The sequence below is a fragment of the Pseudomonas jessenii genome (assembly GCF_002236115.1).
Classification (GTDB): domain Bacteria; phylum Pseudomonadota; class Gammaproteobacteria; order Pseudomonadales; family Pseudomonadaceae; genus Aquipseudomonas; species Aquipseudomonas jessenii.
Genome location: NZ_NIWT01000010.1, coordinates 223,745 through 240,283, shown reverse-complemented (window position 1 = coordinate 240,283; position 16,539 = coordinate 223,745). Strand labels below are relative to the sequence as shown.

Annotated in this window: 15 protein-coding genes; 10 read left to right on the top strand and 5 right to left on the bottom strand. The window is 56.9% G+C overall.

Going from position 1 to position 16,539, the window contains the following annotated elements; translation table 11 throughout:
• Window position 1: 1 nt before the first annotated feature.
• The 9 genes from PSJE_RS29590 to PSJE_RS31860 all read left to right on the top strand — a co-directional run bounded on the left by PSJE_RS29590 (window position 2) and on the right by PSJE_RS31860 (window position 7,862).
• Window positions 2–814, top strand: a complete 813-nt coding sequence (locus PSJE_RS29590) for a YfaP family protein (RefSeq protein WP_090451641.1) — start codon at window positions 2–4, stop codon at window positions 812–814.
• Window positions 815–1,053: 239 nt separating this feature from the next.
• Window positions 1,054–2,298 carry a tyrosine-type recombinase/integrase gene (locus tag PSJE_RS29585; protein ID WP_090451639.1) on the top strand — a complete coding sequence of 415 codons (1,245 nt, stop codon included), beginning with the start codon at window positions 1,054–1,056 and terminating at the stop codon, window positions 2,296–2,298.
• Window positions 2,299–2,397: 99 nt separating this feature from the next.
• Window positions 2,398–3,294: a DUF6387 family protein gene (locus PSJE_RS29580; RefSeq protein ID WP_090451637.1), complete on the top strand. Its 897-nt coding sequence runs from the start codon at window positions 2,398–2,400 to the stop codon at window positions 3,292–3,294.
• Window positions 3,295–3,405: 111 nt separating this feature from the next.
• Window positions 3,406–3,651, top strand: coding sequence for an AlpA family phage regulatory protein (locus PSJE_RS29575; protein ID WP_090451635.1), 246 nt, complete (start codon window positions 3,406–3,408; stop codon window positions 3,649–3,651).
• Window positions 3,651–3,947 (top strand): hypothetical protein, encoded by a 297-nt coding sequence (locus PSJE_RS29570; protein WP_090451633.1) that lies wholly within the window; start codon window positions 3,651–3,653, stop codon window positions 3,945–3,947. The genes PSJE_RS29575 and PSJE_RS29570 overlap by 1 nt, the downstream gene beginning before the upstream one ends.
• A gap of 3 nt (window positions 3,948–3,950) precedes the next feature.
• Entirely contained in the window at window positions 3,951–5,018 is a 1,068-nt protein-coding gene (locus tag PSJE_RS29565) for a toprim domain-containing protein (RefSeq protein WP_090451631.1), read from the top strand.
• Window positions 5,015–6,703 carry a DUF3987 domain-containing protein gene (locus PSJE_RS29560; protein WP_090451629.1) on the top strand — a complete coding sequence of 563 codons (1,689 nt, stop codon included), beginning with the start codon at window positions 5,015–5,017 and terminating at the stop codon, window positions 6,701–6,703. Before PSJE_RS29565 ends, PSJE_RS29560 begins: the two co-directional genes overlap by 4 nt.
• A complete protein-coding gene (locus PSJE_RS29555) occupies window positions 6,700–7,272 on the top strand; it encodes a hypothetical protein (protein WP_090451627.1) in 573 nt (190 codons plus the stop codon). The genes PSJE_RS29560 and PSJE_RS29555 overlap by 4 nt, the downstream gene beginning before the upstream one ends.
• Complete coding sequence (locus PSJE_RS31860) at window positions 7,269–7,862, top strand: hypothetical protein (protein ID WP_235863925.1); 594 nt, start codon at window positions 7,269–7,271, stop codon at window positions 7,860–7,862. Before PSJE_RS29555 ends, PSJE_RS31860 begins: the two co-directional genes overlap by 4 nt.
• A gap of 229 nt (window positions 7,863–8,091) precedes the next feature.
• Here PSJE_RS31860 and PSJE_RS29545 read toward each other — a convergent pair whose 3' ends face one another.
• On the bottom strand, window positions 8,092–8,859 hold the full coding sequence (locus PSJE_RS29545; RefSeq protein WP_090451625.1) for an HNH endonuclease: 768 nt from the start codon (window positions 8,857–8,859) through the stop codon (window positions 8,092–8,094).
• A complete protein-coding gene (locus PSJE_RS29540; RefSeq protein ID WP_090451623.1) occupies window positions 8,856–11,318 on the bottom strand; it encodes an AAA family ATPase in 2,463 nt (820 codons plus the stop codon). The genes PSJE_RS29545 and PSJE_RS29540 overlap by 4 nt, the downstream gene beginning before the upstream one ends.
• Before the next feature lie 627 nt (window positions 11,319–11,945).
• Here PSJE_RS29540 and PSJE_RS31405 point away from each other — a divergent pair.
• On the top strand, window positions 11,946–12,086 hold the full coding sequence (locus PSJE_RS31405) for a hypothetical protein (RefSeq protein WP_159439172.1): 141 nt from the start codon (window positions 11,946–11,948) through the stop codon (window positions 12,084–12,086).
• A 150-nt stretch (window positions 12,087–12,236) separates the two neighbouring features.
• Here PSJE_RS31405 and PSJE_RS29535 read toward each other — a convergent pair whose 3' ends face one another.
• The 3 genes from PSJE_RS29535 to PSJE_RS29525 are packed head-to-tail and all read right to left on the bottom strand — an operon-like array spanning window position 12,237 to window position 16,451.
• A complete protein-coding gene (locus PSJE_RS29535; RefSeq protein ID WP_090451621.1) occupies window positions 12,237–13,328 on the bottom strand; it encodes a PDDEXK family nuclease in 1,092 nt (363 codons plus the stop codon).
• 37 nt (window positions 13,329–13,365) lie between these two features.
• Window positions 13,366–14,985, bottom strand: coding sequence for a restriction endonuclease subunit S (locus PSJE_RS29530; RefSeq protein ID WP_090451619.1), 1,620 nt, complete (start codon window positions 14,983–14,985; stop codon window positions 13,366–13,368).
• Complete coding sequence (locus PSJE_RS29525; protein WP_090451617.1) at window positions 14,982–16,451, bottom strand: type I restriction-modification system subunit M; 1,470 nt, start codon at window positions 16,449–16,451, stop codon at window positions 14,982–14,984. Before PSJE_RS29525 ends, PSJE_RS29530 begins: the two co-directional genes overlap by 4 nt.
• Window positions 16,452–16,539 lie beyond the last annotated feature (88 nt).

Here is a 16,539-nt window from a genome sequence, read left to right as displayed (position 1 = left end):
CATGAAACTCCGTTATCCACAGGTCTTGCTGTTGCTCTGTTCGCTGGTGGCGTTGCCATCGGTGATGGCGGCTGACAGCGTCAAACTCGACACCCCCGCAGGCGGCTGGCGCACCGGCGCGCATGAGGGCGAAGGGGAAAACTTCCGGCAGACTGTCAACTACCCGGCCTCATCGGTGAATACCCCGACAGGGCAGGCCAACACGGCTCGCATCAGCGGGCAGATCAAAGCTACAGCCAAATCCACAGAGCCCGGCCGTCTGATCGTCAACGGAGTCAGCATGCCGCTGAAAATCGACCCGGCGGGGCGCTTCGATCGCCCGTTCTCATTCCCCAACGGCAGCAACAGCGTCGAGGTTCGCAGCCCTGATGGCCAACAACGTCAGCGCACGCAATTTCTCAACAGCAGCGGCGGCGCGACCCCGGCCAAATTGCGCGTATTGCTGGCCTGGGACAGCGACGGCACCGACCTTGACCTGCACCTGATCACCCCCGACGGCGCGCACATCTGGTACGGCGACCGCGTCGTCCCCAACGGCGCAGCGCTCGACGTCGACGTCACCACCGGCTACGGCCCGGAAATCTTCGCCATGCCTGCGCCGATCAAGGGGCAATATCTGGTGTATGTGAACTACTTCGGTGGCGGGTACAGCAGTGATGAGGAGGGGCAGGAAGATGCGGTGCAAGCGCTGACTACCGCGCAGGTAACGGTGATTACCGAGGAAGGCACGCCGAGCGAGAAGATGGAGACGTTCCTGGTGCCGATGCGTGCGGTGGGGGAGTTGACATTGGTGAAAGGGTTTAGTTATCCGTGAGGGGGAAGTGACAGCGCTGCTGAGACAAATGCAGGTTCTGGGCAGTTAACTTTTTTCAGGCATTAAAAAGCCGGCTTGTGGCCGGCATTCTTCTCTTCCGCAGCTTTTCGCAGATTTCCTCGAAGCCTAGATTTTACAAGGCTTTAAGCCTACTATCAGATCGTAAATGTCCGTTCTAAATCGCAGCATGCCGCGATTTAGGTGTGGGTCAGGGTGTGGGTCGGAATGGCGGGGGCTTTATGGGCAAGCTGACAATCAAGGCAATCGAATCACTTGTCCGGTCTGGAGACGCAGGTAAAACCAACGACGGTGATGGTCTGTATTTCCAGATAAGCAAAGCTGGGGTGTCCAGTTGGATTTTCCGTTACAAGCATGAAGGCAAAGCCCGTGAAATGGGCCTCGGCCCGTATCCAACCGTGACTCTTGCGAAGGCCCGCGAACTGGCTGCAGATCAACGCAAGGTCTTGGCTGCTGGTAATGATCCTCTGGCCGCCCGTGATTTCGAACGAGAAGTGAAGCGCGAAGCGGAGCGACAAGCGCAATCGCGCCGTGTGACTTTTGAGTCGCTCGCGACCGAATACCGGAACGCTCATGGTTCCACATGGTCGGAAAAGTGGCGTAAAGGCTGGCTGCGAAAACTGGAGCTGTATGCCTTCCCTATCATCGGCAAGCTGCCTGCTGCTGAGGTTCAGACCGAGCAGGTCCTGAAGGTACTTCGCCCAATCTGGGTAACCAAGACCCGCACCGCCGACGAGGTGCGTGGACAAATCGAGCAGATTCTAGATGCCGCCAAGGCGCACAAGCTGCGTGATGGCGACAACCCGGCACGCTGGCGCGGGCATCTGGACAGCCTGCTGAGCAAAGTGGAAAAGAAGAAAGCCCGCCAGCGCCAGCATTTCCCCGCAATGAAGTGGAAGGATGTGCCGACGCTTATGGTCAGGCTGGCGGTGGACCAATCTCGAGCCTCTGTGGCGGCCCGCCTGCTGATCCTAACTGGTGCGCGCGCGCTCATGGTTCGCTTTGCAAAATGGTCGGAGTTCGACTTGAAGGCCGGTATCTGGTCGCTGCCTGCCGAGCGGATGAAAATGCGCCAAGCCTTCAATATTCCCCTGGCTCCCGAGGTTGTCGAGCTGCTGGAAGGCCTGCCGCGCGACGAGGACAACTCGCACCTATTCCCTGGTCAAGGCAAGACAGGCGTTATGCATGCCAACGCCATCCGCAATCTGTTGCACGGCCTCGGGCATGATGACGTCACTCGTCATGGTTTTCGGTCGAGCTTCCGTGACTGGGCAAGCGAATACACTCAGTATCCTCGTGAAGTCTGCGAACTGGCCTTGGCCCACGACGAGCGTGACCAGACCGAGGCCGCCTATTCTCGATCTGATTTCATCGACAAGCGCCGCGCCTTGATGGCTGATTGGGCGAAATTCATTACCACTCCGCCAGCGTCAAACGTCATTCAAGGCGACTTCAAACGCGCCTAACCGAGTTATGACCAGTCTAGCCCGACGGGGCGAAAAGCGAGATTACCTACCTCGTTGGCTGGTCGCTTTTTTGTGTAGGTTGCCTGTGGAGGCGCAGCAGTGGCCAAAATTACAAGACTGCAAAATCTGCCAAGGTGGTTCGACCTAAAGAAATACAAGGGAGCTGAATCGTTCAGGGCGTTTGAGTGGATGAAACAACTTGAGCGACGCAGTGATCTTCTGAGGCACTACCCTGGGGGTGACTACTCTCAAGATGTACCGGAATTCCTTCAAGACACTCTCTGCATGACGTGGCAGCGGGGCATGGAAGAAGGGGCAAGTCAGATTTGGGAGACTCCTATCGAGGATCAACCAGAAAGCATGCCAAACCAATGGATTTCAGATAGTCCGTGTCTACCTGTCAAACCAGTCAGTGTGAATGATCTCGCCAAGCAAATGGCCCGAGACAAGCAGGCTGTGAGAGACGGCAAGGTGAAAAAGAGCCAGTACCATAAGTGGGCGGCAATCAATTCTGAGATTCAACCTCTGCCAGAGCGGTCGCCAGTAATTCCGCTCCTGCACGGAGTCCTTCCCAGTGGCCAAACAACCCCTTTGTCCATCGACTATTACAAAGGTGCCCCTGCGTCGCCTGTTATACAAGTTGATCTAAGCGTACCAGACAGTGTACTGAAAAAAGCATTCGCGGCATTGCTAAAAGAGGCTAGGGCCTTGCAGTCCTGCGGGCCGAAGGGGAAAAATAAGATGTATGAACGATGGGTTCGCTACGGCTTGTTGCCGTATCTTGACCTTCGGATTTGGGAGCTTTTGACCGGCAACCGCATCAATCGTGTTGTGATGGCCGATGCGGTCGGTTATGTCAAAGGCGACAGCTCGTTCAACAATACAGTCGTTCCGCTGGCTAATGGTCTGATGCGCGACCTGTCAGAACTTAGAGCGCTAGCCGCCGTCGAGGCTGTGACTCAAGCCCAGGCTGATTCGGTAGTTTTCGCGGACTGAAATTTTCCGTAAGTTTTTGATCGATAAAACTTGGATCGAAATCGCCCGCTTGGGTCTATTCAATGCATAGCCATCCGCAGCGCGAGCTGCAAAGTCGAGAGAAAGACGAAGATGGCCGCAACCAACCAAGCACACGCCGCACAAGTAGTCACACAACGTGCAGATCGCGCCCAGCGCCGCATCCTGCGCTTGCCGACAGTGAAAGAAGTCACGGGCCTGGGCCGCACCAAAATCTATGACCTGATGAAAGAGGGCCGTTTTCCTAAGGCCCGGCGCATCGCTGGCGCCCATGCGGTAGGCTGGGACTCGCTGGAGGTAGATGCCTGGATTTCCGAGCAACTGGGGGAGGGCCAGTAATGAAGAATGGCCACCCCCTTTGCTGGCAGAGCGGCCGCACTCGCGGCCGGATTGTCAGTCCGATCAAGCGCCTGTTCCTTTGTGGCTCCGTCTCCAGCCTGCTGATTACAACGGCGCAGTTCGCCCTGTATTGGCTGGTTCTGGGGGCGATGATGACCAATACCGACTGCCGTATCGAGGATGATGAGAACTTTATCTTCGATGAGGTTCTCTCGCTGTTTGATGGCTACGCCTGCAGCAGCATTTCGTCCGAATCCGTGGTGTTCGGCAACTTCCTGACCCCGCAGGAGGCGTAACCCATGCACATCAAACAACCCGCGAATAAACGCGGGCCGGCAGCGTTCGGCCTGAAGAAAGTCAGCGCTGGCCAGCCTGCACTGGCATCTATCCATGTTGAAATTCAGCGCATCGCCGGTGCGGCTCTGCCCGCTGCCGACAATCTGCTGGCCGACTGGCTGCCGGATGGCACTCGCAAGGGCAAAGAGTACTGGCCGACCAACCCGGTACGCGGTGACCGTAAGCCCGGGTCGTTCAGCATCAACTTGCACACCGGCAAATGGAACGACTTCGCCAGCGACGACAAAGGCGGCGACCTTGTGTCGCTGCTGGCCTACCTGCGCGGCTGCTCGCAGATCGAGGCTGCCCGCATCCTTGCCGGGCAACTCGGGCTGCACTTCGGTGGTGACCACAAGCGTGACCTTGTTGACGAGGAGGTCGCGCGCCAGCGTATGGCCCGCCGGCGTGAACAGCTTCAGCAGCAAGACGATGAAGAAGCGCGGGCCAAGTGGGAGCAGGCCTCCGGTCGTGCGCGTCGCGACTGGGCGCTCGCCGGCAAGGCTGATCCAAACCATCCTTACCTGGCCAGCAAGCGCATCAAGCCTCACCATCTGCGTCAGCGCGGCGGCGAGCTGCTTGCTCCGATCTTCTGGCGCGGCGAATTGGTAAGCCTTCAGCGTATCAAGGCCGATGGCGGCAAGCTTTTCCTTCGCGGAGGTCGTTTCAAAGGCTGCTATTGCCTGTTCGGGTATATCGAGCCCGGCGTCGAGCTGTTCATCGTCGAGGGCATTGCCACGGCTGCCACGCTTCATGAGCTAACCGGCAAGCCGGTCGCCGCTGCAATGAGCGCCGGTAACTTGCTGCCGGCTGGTTTGGAACTGAAGCGCCGCTATCCCGATGTCGTGCTGATTGTCGGCGGCGATGACGACCGTGCCAAGGAGGTGGGCAAGCCCAACGCGGGCAAACTGGCGGCCATCCATGCGGCTTCGATGCTCAACTGCGGGTATGTCCTGCCGGCCTGGCCGGCGGATGCGCCGCTGCATCTGTCCGACTTCAACGATTTGGCCGTCTGGCTCGGGGGCCGGAAATGAATGCGCCCCTGATGACCGAAATTCAGACCCCGACAGGACTGGCGCCTAAGCCACTGCTACCGGACACCGCGCTGCCGACGTCTTATCCCTGGGACGCCCTGCCCTACGTGCTGCGCGGCGCAGTCGAAGCCATTGTCGAGCATGCAATGGTGCCTGCCGCCATCGCCGGGCAATGCGTTATTGGTGGGGCCACCCATCTGGCGCAGACCCGGGTCAACGCTTGGCACCCAAAGGGCAAGCCTGAAGGCGCGCTCTGCTCGCTGTTCATGCTGTCGCTGTTCGATTCGGGGGAGGGCAAGTCGAGCGCGCGTGAATTGGCCTTCAAGACGATTGACGAAGCGGAGAAGGATGCGCGCGCACGCCACCGCCAAGCCTGCGCGGAGATTGAGACAATGGCTGCTGGCCTGAAGGGCAAGGCGCGTGAAGAGTTCTTGGCTGCTCACCCACTGCCGCCCGATCCGAAAACCCAATACAGCGATGCGACTTTCGAGCCGCTGGTTGGTGATTTCATCCGGGGCAAGGCGGCTGCAAGCTGGGACACGGACGAAGGCGGACAAATGCTCGGCGGTCACTCGCTCAAGGCTGACACTGTGGCCGCGACCCTTGGCGGCCTGACGACAGCCTTCAGTTCGGGGAAGTTCGAGCGCACCCGCTCGCGCGGCAACCTGGAAGGCTCCGGCGTAGCCTACAACCGCCGCCTGAGCATTCACTTGATGGCGCAAGCTGTAACCGTGGCGGAGGCATTAAGCAATCCGTTGTTGGTCGGGCAGGGCTTCCTTGCTCGCTTCCTGCTCGCGGCGCCGGATAGTCTGGCCGGCACCTGCTTCATCTCTGTTGAGTCACTGCAGCGCAAGGCCTACGCAGACCCGCGTCTGCAAGCGTATTGGTCGCGCTGCAAAGAGATCGCCGCCAGCCCGGAACATATCGACCCGGAAACCGGTGAGGTTGCCCCACCCGTTTTGGAGCCTGATGCAGAGGCTAAACAGGTATGGGTGGACTTCCGAAACGAGATCGAAAGCGAGCGCGGGCCGCTCGGGATGTTCGCTGGCCTGAAGCCGTTCGCCGCCCGAAGCGCCGAACAGGGTTTGCGCCTGGCTGCGGTGCTCGGCTGCTATGAGGGTGTCAAGCAGATCGATGCCGACTGCATGCGTCGCGCCTGCATGCTGGCGCGCTATTCCCTCGATGAGTGGCTGCGCTACATCGACGCAGGCGCGAATGGTCCCGAGATGAAGCTCGCCGCCGAGCTGATGAGCTGGTTGCGCGGTCACAAGCACAAGGCAGACTGGCAAGAGTTTCACGTTAATGATCTGGGCAAGTCGGGGCCGCCTGCGGTTCGTTCGGCCAAGGTGCGTGACAAGGTTCTGGCCGTTTTGCTGAAGCACCACCACCTGCTGAGCAGCGACGGCAAGCAATTCAAGATCAACCCCCTTGCGGAAGTTGCGGATTCTGCGGAAGCCCAGCAATTGCGTGGTTTTGCGATTGCGGAAGATCTGCGGAACGTTGCGGAAGTTGCACCGTTTACCCGCGCTGTCCATCCAGCATCCGCAGCGCTTCCGCAAACTTCCGCAGAGCTTCCGCACGCTGAAGCCAAGCATTTGCTCGGCCTTCCGCAGAATCCGCAGAATCCGCAGTTCCCTGCATCCGCAAATGCGAAAAGCGCACAGATGTGGGAGATGAAGCTTTGAGCGCCGCCGAGCTGATGCACCGCGCGAGTGCGGCCGGCGTCGAGATGGTGGTCAGCCAGGATGGCTGCCTGCAACTGCGTGCGGTTCATCCGCCGTCTGACGATCTTCTGGTCGAGTTGGCCGCGCACAAGATCGAGATCATCATCGCTCTGAATGCGGCCAACGACTCGATGCCGTGGAGTCCCTGGCTTTCGCGTGTCGCACACCTGCTCGAGACCCGTTCAGCCGTACTGCTGGAAGAGCGGCATTTGGAGTCGCACGACCTTGTCGAACTGGCCGATGCGGATGTCGTACTGGTGGCCAACATCATCCGCACTAGCCCGGCGTGGATCGACCGGCCGCGGCGGGTCGAGCAATCGGTCGAGGTCCACGCCGTGGAGGAGGTTAAGCCGCAGCACATCATCCTCACCGCTGTTACGGCGTCACAGGCATGGCGAGAGGCTGACGTGGCACACACCAACCACTTGATGGGCTGCGACGAATGTTATTCGGCAACGGGCCGTTACTGCGCGGCTGGTGTTGATCTGCGCCAGCGTTATAACAACACCCCGATGGAGACGAGCGAATGAGTAATATCCCGGCAAAGAAGTTCGCTATGGCGGAGACGGAGGAGCAGGCCCTCGCCATTAATTATCTGACTCCGGAGTGCCTGAGCGCCGCATTGCTTGTCAGCAGCAACCTGATCGGCGAGACGCCGTTTACCGAGGTCATCCTCGAATTGAGCCGGCAGACGGCTGCAATCAACAACGGTGACATGACTCAAGCAGAAAACATGCTAGTGGCGCAGGCGCACACTCTGAACGTTCTTTTTACGCAGCTCACGACTCGTGCACTGTCGGCTAAACAAATGAGCGGGCTGGAGTCCTACATGCGTCTCGCACTAAAGGCTCAGAACCAGGCCCGGGCCACCTTGCAGACCTTGGGCGAACTCAAAAACCCCAAGCAGGTTGCTTTCGTGAAGCAGGCGAATATCGGCAATCAGGTCCAGGTCAACAACGGTATTCAAGAGAAGCCCGCGCGCACGCGGAAAACCAAAAAAGCGCAGAACGAACTATTGGAGGTTGAGCATGGCGAACGGCTGGACACCCGAGCGACGGGCAAGGCAGGCGGAGCTGATCCGGCAATGGCGACCTTGGGAGCAAAGCACCGGACCACGTAGCGTCGAGGGTAAGACGGCTTCATCGCGCAATGCCTGGACGGGTGGGATGAGGCCGATGCTGCGAGAGCTGGCCGAGGAATTGCGAGAGCAGGACAAGATTCGTCGTGAGATCCTGGATTGAGCGAAACATTACTCACGAGTGCCTGAGCGACGCCTCATCGCTCGATGATCTCCTCTGCAAGCACCGACCTGTGATCAGGTCGATCTCGTCACTTCACTCGCGTCATTCTCAACCGGTGGCGGCATTGACCATGGCCTCGAGCAATGCAGTCTGAACCGCCTGAACCTTGTCAATGGCAGCCTCGTCATGACTGACGATAAAGTTTTGAATGGTGTTCACGTCCCCATAAAACTTTGACTTGGGCGATAAAAGGGTCATTTCGAGCGCGGCCGCGTGAAGGAATTGCGAGCAAAGATTTCGACCATGGACGGTCCGTCCGGCATACAACGGAATATTGACCCCATTCTGAACAATGGCGGTGTATTTGATGTGCACATCATAATCATGCAACCTTGGATGATACTGAGACACGAAATCCGCAAGGTCTGGGTAACTGGAGAGCACACGCGCAAAAGTCTCGGACTGTGTCTTGCCCTTGAGCCGGTTGCAGCGCTCGCAACTGACTGCAAGATTCCAGAAATGCAAGGTGAATCTTGGATGCTCGGACCGGGGGAGGACGTGTTCAATGGGGCGGGAGTAACCGCCTTTAAGGAGAGGTTCCCGACAATAGCAACACTGCTCGTCCTGCAACTCAGCCAAATGATCGCGAAGGGCAGCCATCAGCTCCGCTCCCTTTATTAGACCTGCGGGTGTCTGCCACTCAGTCGCGTAGAATTCGCCCCAGACATCGCGGCTTTCCCTGCGTGAAGCATCGAAGAAATTCTCGCTCTTCATGATTTTCGCCGCATGGGGCCGACGCTTCACCCTCTTGTGGCTCTTCGCCAGATACTCCGCTTCTTCTGCTTGCCGGTCACGACCTGCGGGTAACAGACTCACCGCCCACCCTCCCCAGTCTCCTGAGCCCAGGTTTGCAACTGACCCAATGCCTCGAGAGTTTTTTCGATGAGCACAAGTTCGCTATCAAGGGATGAACTGCGCAATTGCCCAGTTGCCGAGTGGACGGTACGGCGCATCGCAACCAGCTCCTCCTTTAAGCGGGTGACGGCCTGTAGATTTTGATTCTCCGCGTTCACGGCTTTGATGGCCTCCGAGACAATCGCAGCACAGCGTTCGTGTACTTGTCGGTTATTTTCAGTATGGGTGCCAAAGCCAGTGAACAGCACCCGCTCAACAGAGCCGCGATCATGGACTCGCATTGGGATCAACTGCTGATCTCGGGCAACAAAGCAACGATTGCTGGCGGTCAACGCACTCGTTACCAGGAGAGGAGAGTGTGTCGCTACCACCATGTCGCACTCGAAGTGCTCACACATCCTACTCAGCATGACGGGCAGCAAGCGCTGCCAACTCACATGCAGGCTAATCTCTGGTTCATCGATCAATATAAGTGCGTTTGGCGTCGCCGAAACCGCCAGTTTCACCAGCAAAGCCAGCATTTGCTGTTCTCCCGAACTCAGCTCAGAGAACGGCGCGACCTCACTGCGCGCGCTCATGCGCCCCAGCGCAGGCTGCATACTCGCCAACGCGCTCGGTTCAACTAAACCTATATTATCCTTGGCAAGATCGCTCAGCAGAACGGTCGAGCTGACCAGCAAATCGGTATCCTGGCTGTCCCATTCAGATGTAAAAGGCACCAAATACCGCCGCGCCCTAAAATCCAACAGTTCCAATCCCATACTGAACGCCGCCAGTCGATGAGGATCGCAATGAATGTCAAACATCTTCTTACCCATGTCCAATGCGAGCTTTTTGCCTGACGCTGTCGAATTGGCGTTGCGGGTACCCTCATAACGGAAAAAAACGTCCTCTTTATTCTTCTGAGCGCGATGGGCAAACCGATCACTAAAGCCAAAAGCCACCCCAATCGTGACGCGCCCTTGGTCTACAGACTGTTCTGCAATTTCACGCAGTAGCAGGCTTTTACCCTCACCATTGTTTCCAATCACATAGATTGGCTCACGGGGCGCTCGCTTTGCTGCTAGTAGTTGGGCGATAGCGGCGCTATCCAGTCCGGAAGCCCAGATGCGGGGCGTCTGAGAAGCCAGGTAGTCACGGGCTTGTAGGCGAGAATGATTTTCCAACAGCTGTTGCCTTGACACGCGAGCGCACACACCAGTCACGTCACGATAGCCGTCACCGAATTCTCGCAGGTATATATTGTGCAGGCGTTTGTCGCTGCTGTTGGTCCTTTCGGGCAGCGACCAGTCGGCATGATGTAGATCCCCTTCCCACGCAAGGACCAGACGAGCCGCAAACTCGGCCAGCGCGGTCCAGCCATCACGATGATTGGCAGGTAGCAGCGCTCGCATGTCCGCCATCAGTACCGCTTCTCGCGGCGAGGCCGGATGGGCGCGAAGCACCCACGCACTATGTGAAATAGTCGGATTACGGCTACCCGAGGGAAAGTCGATCACTGCAACCAGCATCTTCGACTCCACTAGCCACTCTCGCACTCTTTGAATCTCGTGCTTGATAGCGATCCGTTCTGATCCGCGAACCATCACCACGCCTTCGAAAAAAAGATTGTGGTTCAGCAGCCCTTCCACCATCTGCACAGAGCTGTCGGCATTGAATACTGATCGCTGCTGCTGAAAAGCGCCTGAAGCACGATTTGACAGCTTCCGAGGAGCGTCAATCAGGAAAAAATCCCCGGACAGGGGCCTGATGAAGCCAAAGTCCTTCTCAGTGAGTTGTTTCGTACCGGCATGAAGAAAAGCCATGCGAAGCCGCAACTCAAACTCCCACCCCTTGATGAATCGCACAATGGCTGTGTCCCATCTAGGTGGGATGGCAGGCGTTCCGTCGGGATTCAATGACAGGAACTCACCCGTCAAGGCGAATGCCTCGATTAGTCTGTCAGCTCGCCTAGCCAGCATGCTAGAAAATCTGGCGACCATGCTCATGTAGCGTGGACTGGCCCCAAGATCAGCGGCCGCACTGGCGAAGAACAGATAATCGAACAGTCTCAACACCTCGTCCGGCGAACGAGGTAGTTCTCGGTCAATGGCTTCGAATGCTTCCTTGAAGAAGGATCTGTCGATGATCGATCCAAAAAACTCAGCCTGCGGTGGCAAGTCCAGAATGCCGATTAACTCATCACAGATGCCCCGCCACTGCTGGTCAAATTCCTGATCGTGCCGCTCGCTCAACAGATGCCTGAAGTTGATAGGCTTCTGAGCAGAAATCGATAACAGCCCCCGATCGAGAGCTACGATAAATAGCATCTGTAGCAGGGCCTTATCCACCTGGCGATCGTCGCTTCGTTCGTGTGAGGCGATACGTTTCTTCAACATCTTCCAGAATTGGGCGACGGCAAAATCCTTTTCGTCAAACATCGTGCATTACCTTTGCATAGCCTTATAGATGGATAGTGGCCTGCGCCGCGGGTGGCCCCACAAGCCCGGGTTGGTTGCTGCAGGAACCGCTATATCCAGGGATAAGATCGTCGGTAAAAATGAGGCTGGGGACAGTCACGTGATGAGCCGCAGCGCCTTACAAATGCCGGGGCGGAGGCAAAGCGGCATGAAAAATAGCCGGTTATGGCTGTCGAAACAACCACCACCGTCGCGTTTGGACAAGGCAACAGGCCAAGGCTCGCCAGTCGAGGTCTTTATGCACTATCTAGTTCCAGATATGCCAAATGGCCGTGAGCTTATTGATGAGCTTTAGCTGCTGCGCAGATGATGGCCCTTTCGGTAGAGCTAATCGCATTGGTAAGCCTTTCGATAACAAGCACCCGCCAAGGGGAATCGTTCGGAGTTCGTGCGTCTGGCTATCGAAGAGAAGCTGGAGCGTGACGTGGTTCGGTCCCAGAACCATTTTTCAGTAGTTCCCTCGACGCATCTGAAACAGTTGGAGGATTTTCGTCAGCCCTAAAGCGTGCGAATTTTGATGATTTTCAGACCAGTACGCGCGCACGCGCGTAGGGGGGTAGTAGATGGGCCAAGGTACTGGAACAGTCCATGGGCATAGGCAACCTCTTTAGCCTGATGCACGCCGACCTGAAAGCTCGCAGTCAGTTGACCGGCGTCGAGCTGGATGAAGTCACTGGCGCGATTGCGCAACAGCTCTTCCCGAACGCCAGCGTGCGTGTTGTGGGCTGACGGTCAATCACCGGCAACTCTGCCCCTGTCCGTTGATGCACTTCGGTGCTCAGACTGCTCAGGGGTTTTTTGTTGCCTGCGATTTGTCAGTCTCTGGCCTTTCACCATCATCAACGCCCATCCGCTCCAGTCCAGAGCCAAGTGCAGAGGTTAGCTTTTGTCGTACTGCGGAAAACGCTCTTTCAACCGTTCAATCGTCCAGCGCCATTTCGGCGTGGTCGGGCGGCAGACGGTGTTCTGGTTACCAAACATTCCGACCTCCTTGACAGCTTGCTCGACCGGGACCGTTTGTAGCCATTCAATCGGTACGAAGTACTCGGACTTGTCAGGGTCATTGATGTGCTCGGCATGGTAGTTGCCGTGTATGTCAGCTTGCATGACCGGCACATCGATACCGTCTTGTTTCACGGTGAAGTCCGCTGCAGCGGTGGCCAAACCGGTGACTCGGCCGACACCTACGTAGCCTTGCTGCGGGATGTTCACCCATACCCGGTCGCCAGGCGCGAGCATCTTCAGGCTTTTGCTGTACCAAGTACCGCCGCCCCCGCAGATAAAGCCAAATGCCTGCGCATCTTGCCAGGTACGCCTGGCGCTGTGGCCGAAGGAGCAGTAGTACTCGCCATTCCAGGGTTCGCTTTGCCCGCCTGCAGTGCCACTGCTGGCGTTGACCTGGGTTTCTGCCGGGTCGATTAGCCAGGAGCGACTGATCAGTTGCTGCTCTCCAAGCTGGAACACCTGAAAACACAGCACGTTGATCGCAATATTCCGCTCGCTGAGGTAAGCCACGATGCGTTCGGTGCTGGCGTCTAGCCCGGAGGCGGCGATGATGATCTGATGGCGCTGGTTGAGCGCATCCTCATCCAGCGGCTGGCCGAAGTACTTGCGGAAATCAGCAGCCAGATCTGCATCCTGTTTGAAGCGTTTGTAGATGGCAGCGATATCCTCGGCCGCCAGACGCTCCACCCAAGAGGCATAATCCAGTGCCTGTGCGACCACATCACGAGGTGTGCGGTCACGCTTAAGTTCGATCAGTACCAGCGAGGCATCCGGGGCGATGGCTAGCAGGTCGATCCGCCCACCCAGCCCGGTGCTTTCCTGGCGACCGATCAGCATCCACTCATCCGACAGCACGCGTGGCGCGCTGACGATCATGTCCTCCAGCAACTGCTCGCTGGGCAGAATGCATTCTTTGAGCTGGTGAGGCTGGCCGTTTACTGTCCAAATCTGCGTTTTGATGGGCATTGGGGTGTCCTTACCTGAAGTCCTTGATAGCCTTGCTTTAGGCGACAGCCTGCTCGACCAAGGTGCTGGCCAGTTGTTCGTTGAGTTGGCGGGCTTGGGTCAGGCGAGTTTTGAGTTGGTCGCAGAGGGCCATGAGTTGATCTATTTTGGTGACGATTCGGTGTTGCTCAGCCACTGGCGGAATAGGAATAGGGAACAGCCGTAAAGCGCCTAGGTTAAGGCCCTTATAGGCAATTCCTCGAAGCTGCTGATTTATTCTTCGCCAAAAATAACTCGACTGCATTGCTATCGACAGGTATTGGGCATTCAATTCTGGATTAAGTGGAACAACAGCAACCTCTCTTGCAACGTTGTAGCCCACAAGCTTTTTGTCCACGACCGCCACACCTCCCAATGTTCCTCGGATATTAATAAGTATCTCGCCGCCCCGAAGGCGTGTCCGGACATAATCTTGCTCGATATCATGCGCCACTCTTCTGACGCCTCGTAAATCTATATATCCAGGCTTGACGTCGCTGCATCTAAGGGTAGGGACTCCACCTTGCTTCGGCTCAGTTCCAAGCTTAATAACACCGTATGAGATATCCCGTCCCTCTTCGAGAAGATCACAGAGTTTTATCCAGCGCCATTGGGATGGAATTGAATACAGTGCGATTTTTTCATCGGCTAATTTTGGTGCTTCAGTCCCAAAGCTATGAAAGTTTGGTGAGTCCTCACTGATATCTTGCGGTGCCAGCTTGCCCATCACGGCCAATTGCAGCAGGGTTTGTTTGAGGGTGTCGATACTGTGCTCGGTGGTGAACAGGGTGTGGAAGTGTTCGGCCAGGCGCTGCCAACTGGTGGCGAAGTCGGTGGCGTCGCTGGCCTGGTTCAGGCTGTCGAGCAGCTCCTGAACCAGCCGGGCGTGGGCGCTTTCGGCGTTGGCCTGCTGGGCCTCCAGGCGGTCGCAGAGTGCCATAAGTTCAACGACTTTTGCGACTATGCGGAGTTGTTCTCTCTCAGGCGGTAGAGGAAGGGGAATTCCATTCATTTTTGCCTGATTCATCTTTGGTTGAGCCGTCCCGGTTACATACGGCTTGAGATCAATTGCGTTGAAGTAAAGCTCTACGTAACGGAGGAACTGCTCATTTATACCGTCAAGTACGTGCGCATGGTTATTGACCCAATAACTACCACGGGCAATGAAAGCTATCGGAGTGCTGCGATTGATGAGGTTAGCGCCGTCCTCGCCGACTAACAGAAGGGGTTTATCGAATAGATAGCCGTCAATTTTGTCGATGACTCCCGATGCCCCGTAGTAGTCGTATATTTTTTCTCGGCCTTCCCGCTCAGCTTGAGAAACGGGAATTCTTTCACCATCACGACAAATCATTGCCTCACCGATAGTGGTAACTGCCCATCCCTGCGGTACTGGAAAATTAATGAGCGGTCCAGCAATATCACCCAAGTCCTTTTGCTTTCTGATCTTGCCCTCGGACAGCAATATGGCCTTTTCTTCGGATATTCGCTTAAGCAAGACACTGGCCGGTTCATCACTGAGATCCTGCGGCAGCAACTTTCCGCGCACAGCCAGTTCCAGAATCAACTCGCGTAATTTCTTGATGCCATTGGGTGCACCAGCCAGCAGTGGCAGATTTTCGGTTAGCAACACCGTCATGCCTGACGCTCCAAGGCTTCGGCCAGCACGGCCTTGAGCTGGTCACGCAGACTGCTGATCTCGCCTTGCAGTTTGGTGTAGTCACGTAGCAGCTCATCCGGGTTATGGCTGATCAGCTCACCTATATGCGGGTTCTTGCAGTCCAGGTTCCAGTTTCGAGCTTGCAGTTCCTCGACGCTGACCTTCCAAGCGAATTCATTTTCCACCCGTGCAGTAAAACCATCGGCCTCGCTGCCCCACCAAGCTTCTTCCACGGCAAATTCTTCAACCCGCATAGGGCGAGTCTTGGAGTAGTTCTTCACCCCAGCCGGGTACTGATGTTCGTAAAACCACACGTGCTTAGTCGGTGTGCCTTTGGTGAAGAACAGCAGGTTAGTCTTGATGCCGGTGTAGGGGTTGAACACTCCATTGGGCAAGCGAACGATGGTGTGCAGGTTGCACTCGGTCAGCAGCTTTTCTTTGATACGGCTTTTGATGCCTTCACCGAAGAAGAAGCCATCGGGCAACACCACAGCGGCACGACCACCATCCTTGAGCAGCTGCATGATGAGCACCAGGAACAGGTCGGCGGTTTCGCGGGTACGGAAGGCGGCGGGGAAGTTAGTTTCGATGCCGTCTTCTTCCATTCCACCGAACGGCGGGTTGGCGACGATGCAATGTACGCGCTCACTCGGCCCCCAGCTGATCAGCGGTTTACTCAGGGTGTTGTCGTGGCGGATCTGGCTGGGCACCTCGATGCCGTGGAGGATCATGTTGGTGGTGGCCAACAAGTGCGGCAGCGGCTTTTTCTCTATGCCAAAAATGCTGGCCTGCAGGGTGCGCTCGTCTTCGGCGGTTTTTACATAGCGGCTGCGTTTGTGCTCAATGGCGCAGGTAAGAAATCCGCCGGTGCCGCAGGCCGGGTCCATGACCTTTTCGTCCAGTTTGGGGTCGACCATGCGTACCATGAATTCGGTGACCGGGCGCGGGGTGTAGAACTCGCCGGCATTGCCAGCGTTCTGCAGATCGCGCAATAGTTGCTCGTAGAGGTTGCCGAATTCGTGGCGTTCCTGGGCCTTGTTGAAATCTACTCCTTCCTGAATCTTGTTGATCACCTGGCGCAGCAACTGGCCCGACTTCATGTAGTTGTAGGCATCCTCGAACACGCTACGCACCACGAAGGCGGATGGCGTGGTGCTGTATTCGTGGAGACTTTGCAGCTGCGGGAACAGGTTGTTGTCGACGAAATCCTTCAACGTGTCACCAGTCATGCCTTCCGGATCGGCGGCCCAGGTGCGCCAGCGGCAGCTATCGGGGATCGGCGAGCGATAGTGGTCGTCCATCAACTCCCATTCCATCTCGCGGTCATCGAAGATTTTCAGGAACAGCAGCCAGACCAACTGGCCGATGCGCTGGGCGTCGCCATCGACACCCACGTCTTTGCGCATAATGTCCTGGATGGATTTGATGATGCTGCTGATGGACATAAGAATCTCGCTGGCTTACTGCAAAACAGAGGGTTCAAGGCGCAGGCAGTAGGTTGCTACCTGCGCCGAAAATGCAGGGGTGGGCAGC

Coding starts and splice junctions, on each gene's coding strand:
- PSJE_RS29530 (WP_090451619.1), bottom strand. CDS start 14,985: ATGACGGTGTTGCTAACCGAAAATCTGCCACTGCTGGCTGGTGCACCC.
- PSJE_RS29560 (WP_090451629.1), top strand. CDS start 5,015: ATGAATGCGCCCCTGATGACCGAAATTCAGACCCCGACAGGACTGGCG.
- PSJE_RS31405 (WP_159439172.1), top strand. CDS start 11,946: ATGGGCATAGGCAACCTCTTTAGCCTGATGCACGCCGACCTGAAAGCT.
- PSJE_RS29565 (WP_090451631.1), top strand. CDS start 3,951: ATGCACATCAAACAACCCGCGAATAAACGCGGGCCGGCAGCGTTCGGC.
- PSJE_RS29585 (WP_090451639.1), top strand. CDS start 1,054: ATGGGCAAGCTGACAATCAAGGCAATCGAATCACTTGTCCGGTCTGGA.
- PSJE_RS29540 (WP_090451623.1), bottom strand. CDS start 11,318: ATGTTTGACGAAAAGGATTTTGCCGTCGCCCAATTCTGGAAGATGTTG.
- PSJE_RS29535 (WP_090451621.1), bottom strand. CDS start 13,328: ATGCCCATCAAAACGCAGATTTGGACAGTAAACGGCCAGCCTCACCAG.
- PSJE_RS29575 (WP_090451635.1), top strand. CDS start 3,406: ATGGCCGCAACCAACCAAGCACACGCCGCACAAGTAGTCACACAACGT.
- PSJE_RS29570 (WP_090451633.1), top strand. CDS start 3,651: ATGAAGAATGGCCACCCCCTTTGCTGGCAGAGCGGCCGCACTCGCGGC.
- PSJE_RS29590 (WP_090451641.1), top strand. CDS start 2: ATGAAACTCCGTTATCCACAGGTCTTGCTGTTGCTCTGTTCGCTGGTG.
- PSJE_RS29525 (WP_090451617.1), bottom strand. CDS start 16,451: ATGTCCATCAGCAGCATCATCAAATCCATCCAGGACATTATGCGCAAA.
- PSJE_RS31860 (WP_235863925.1), top strand. CDS start 7,269: ATGAGTAATATCCCGGCAAAGAAGTTCGCTATGGCGGAGACGGAGGAG.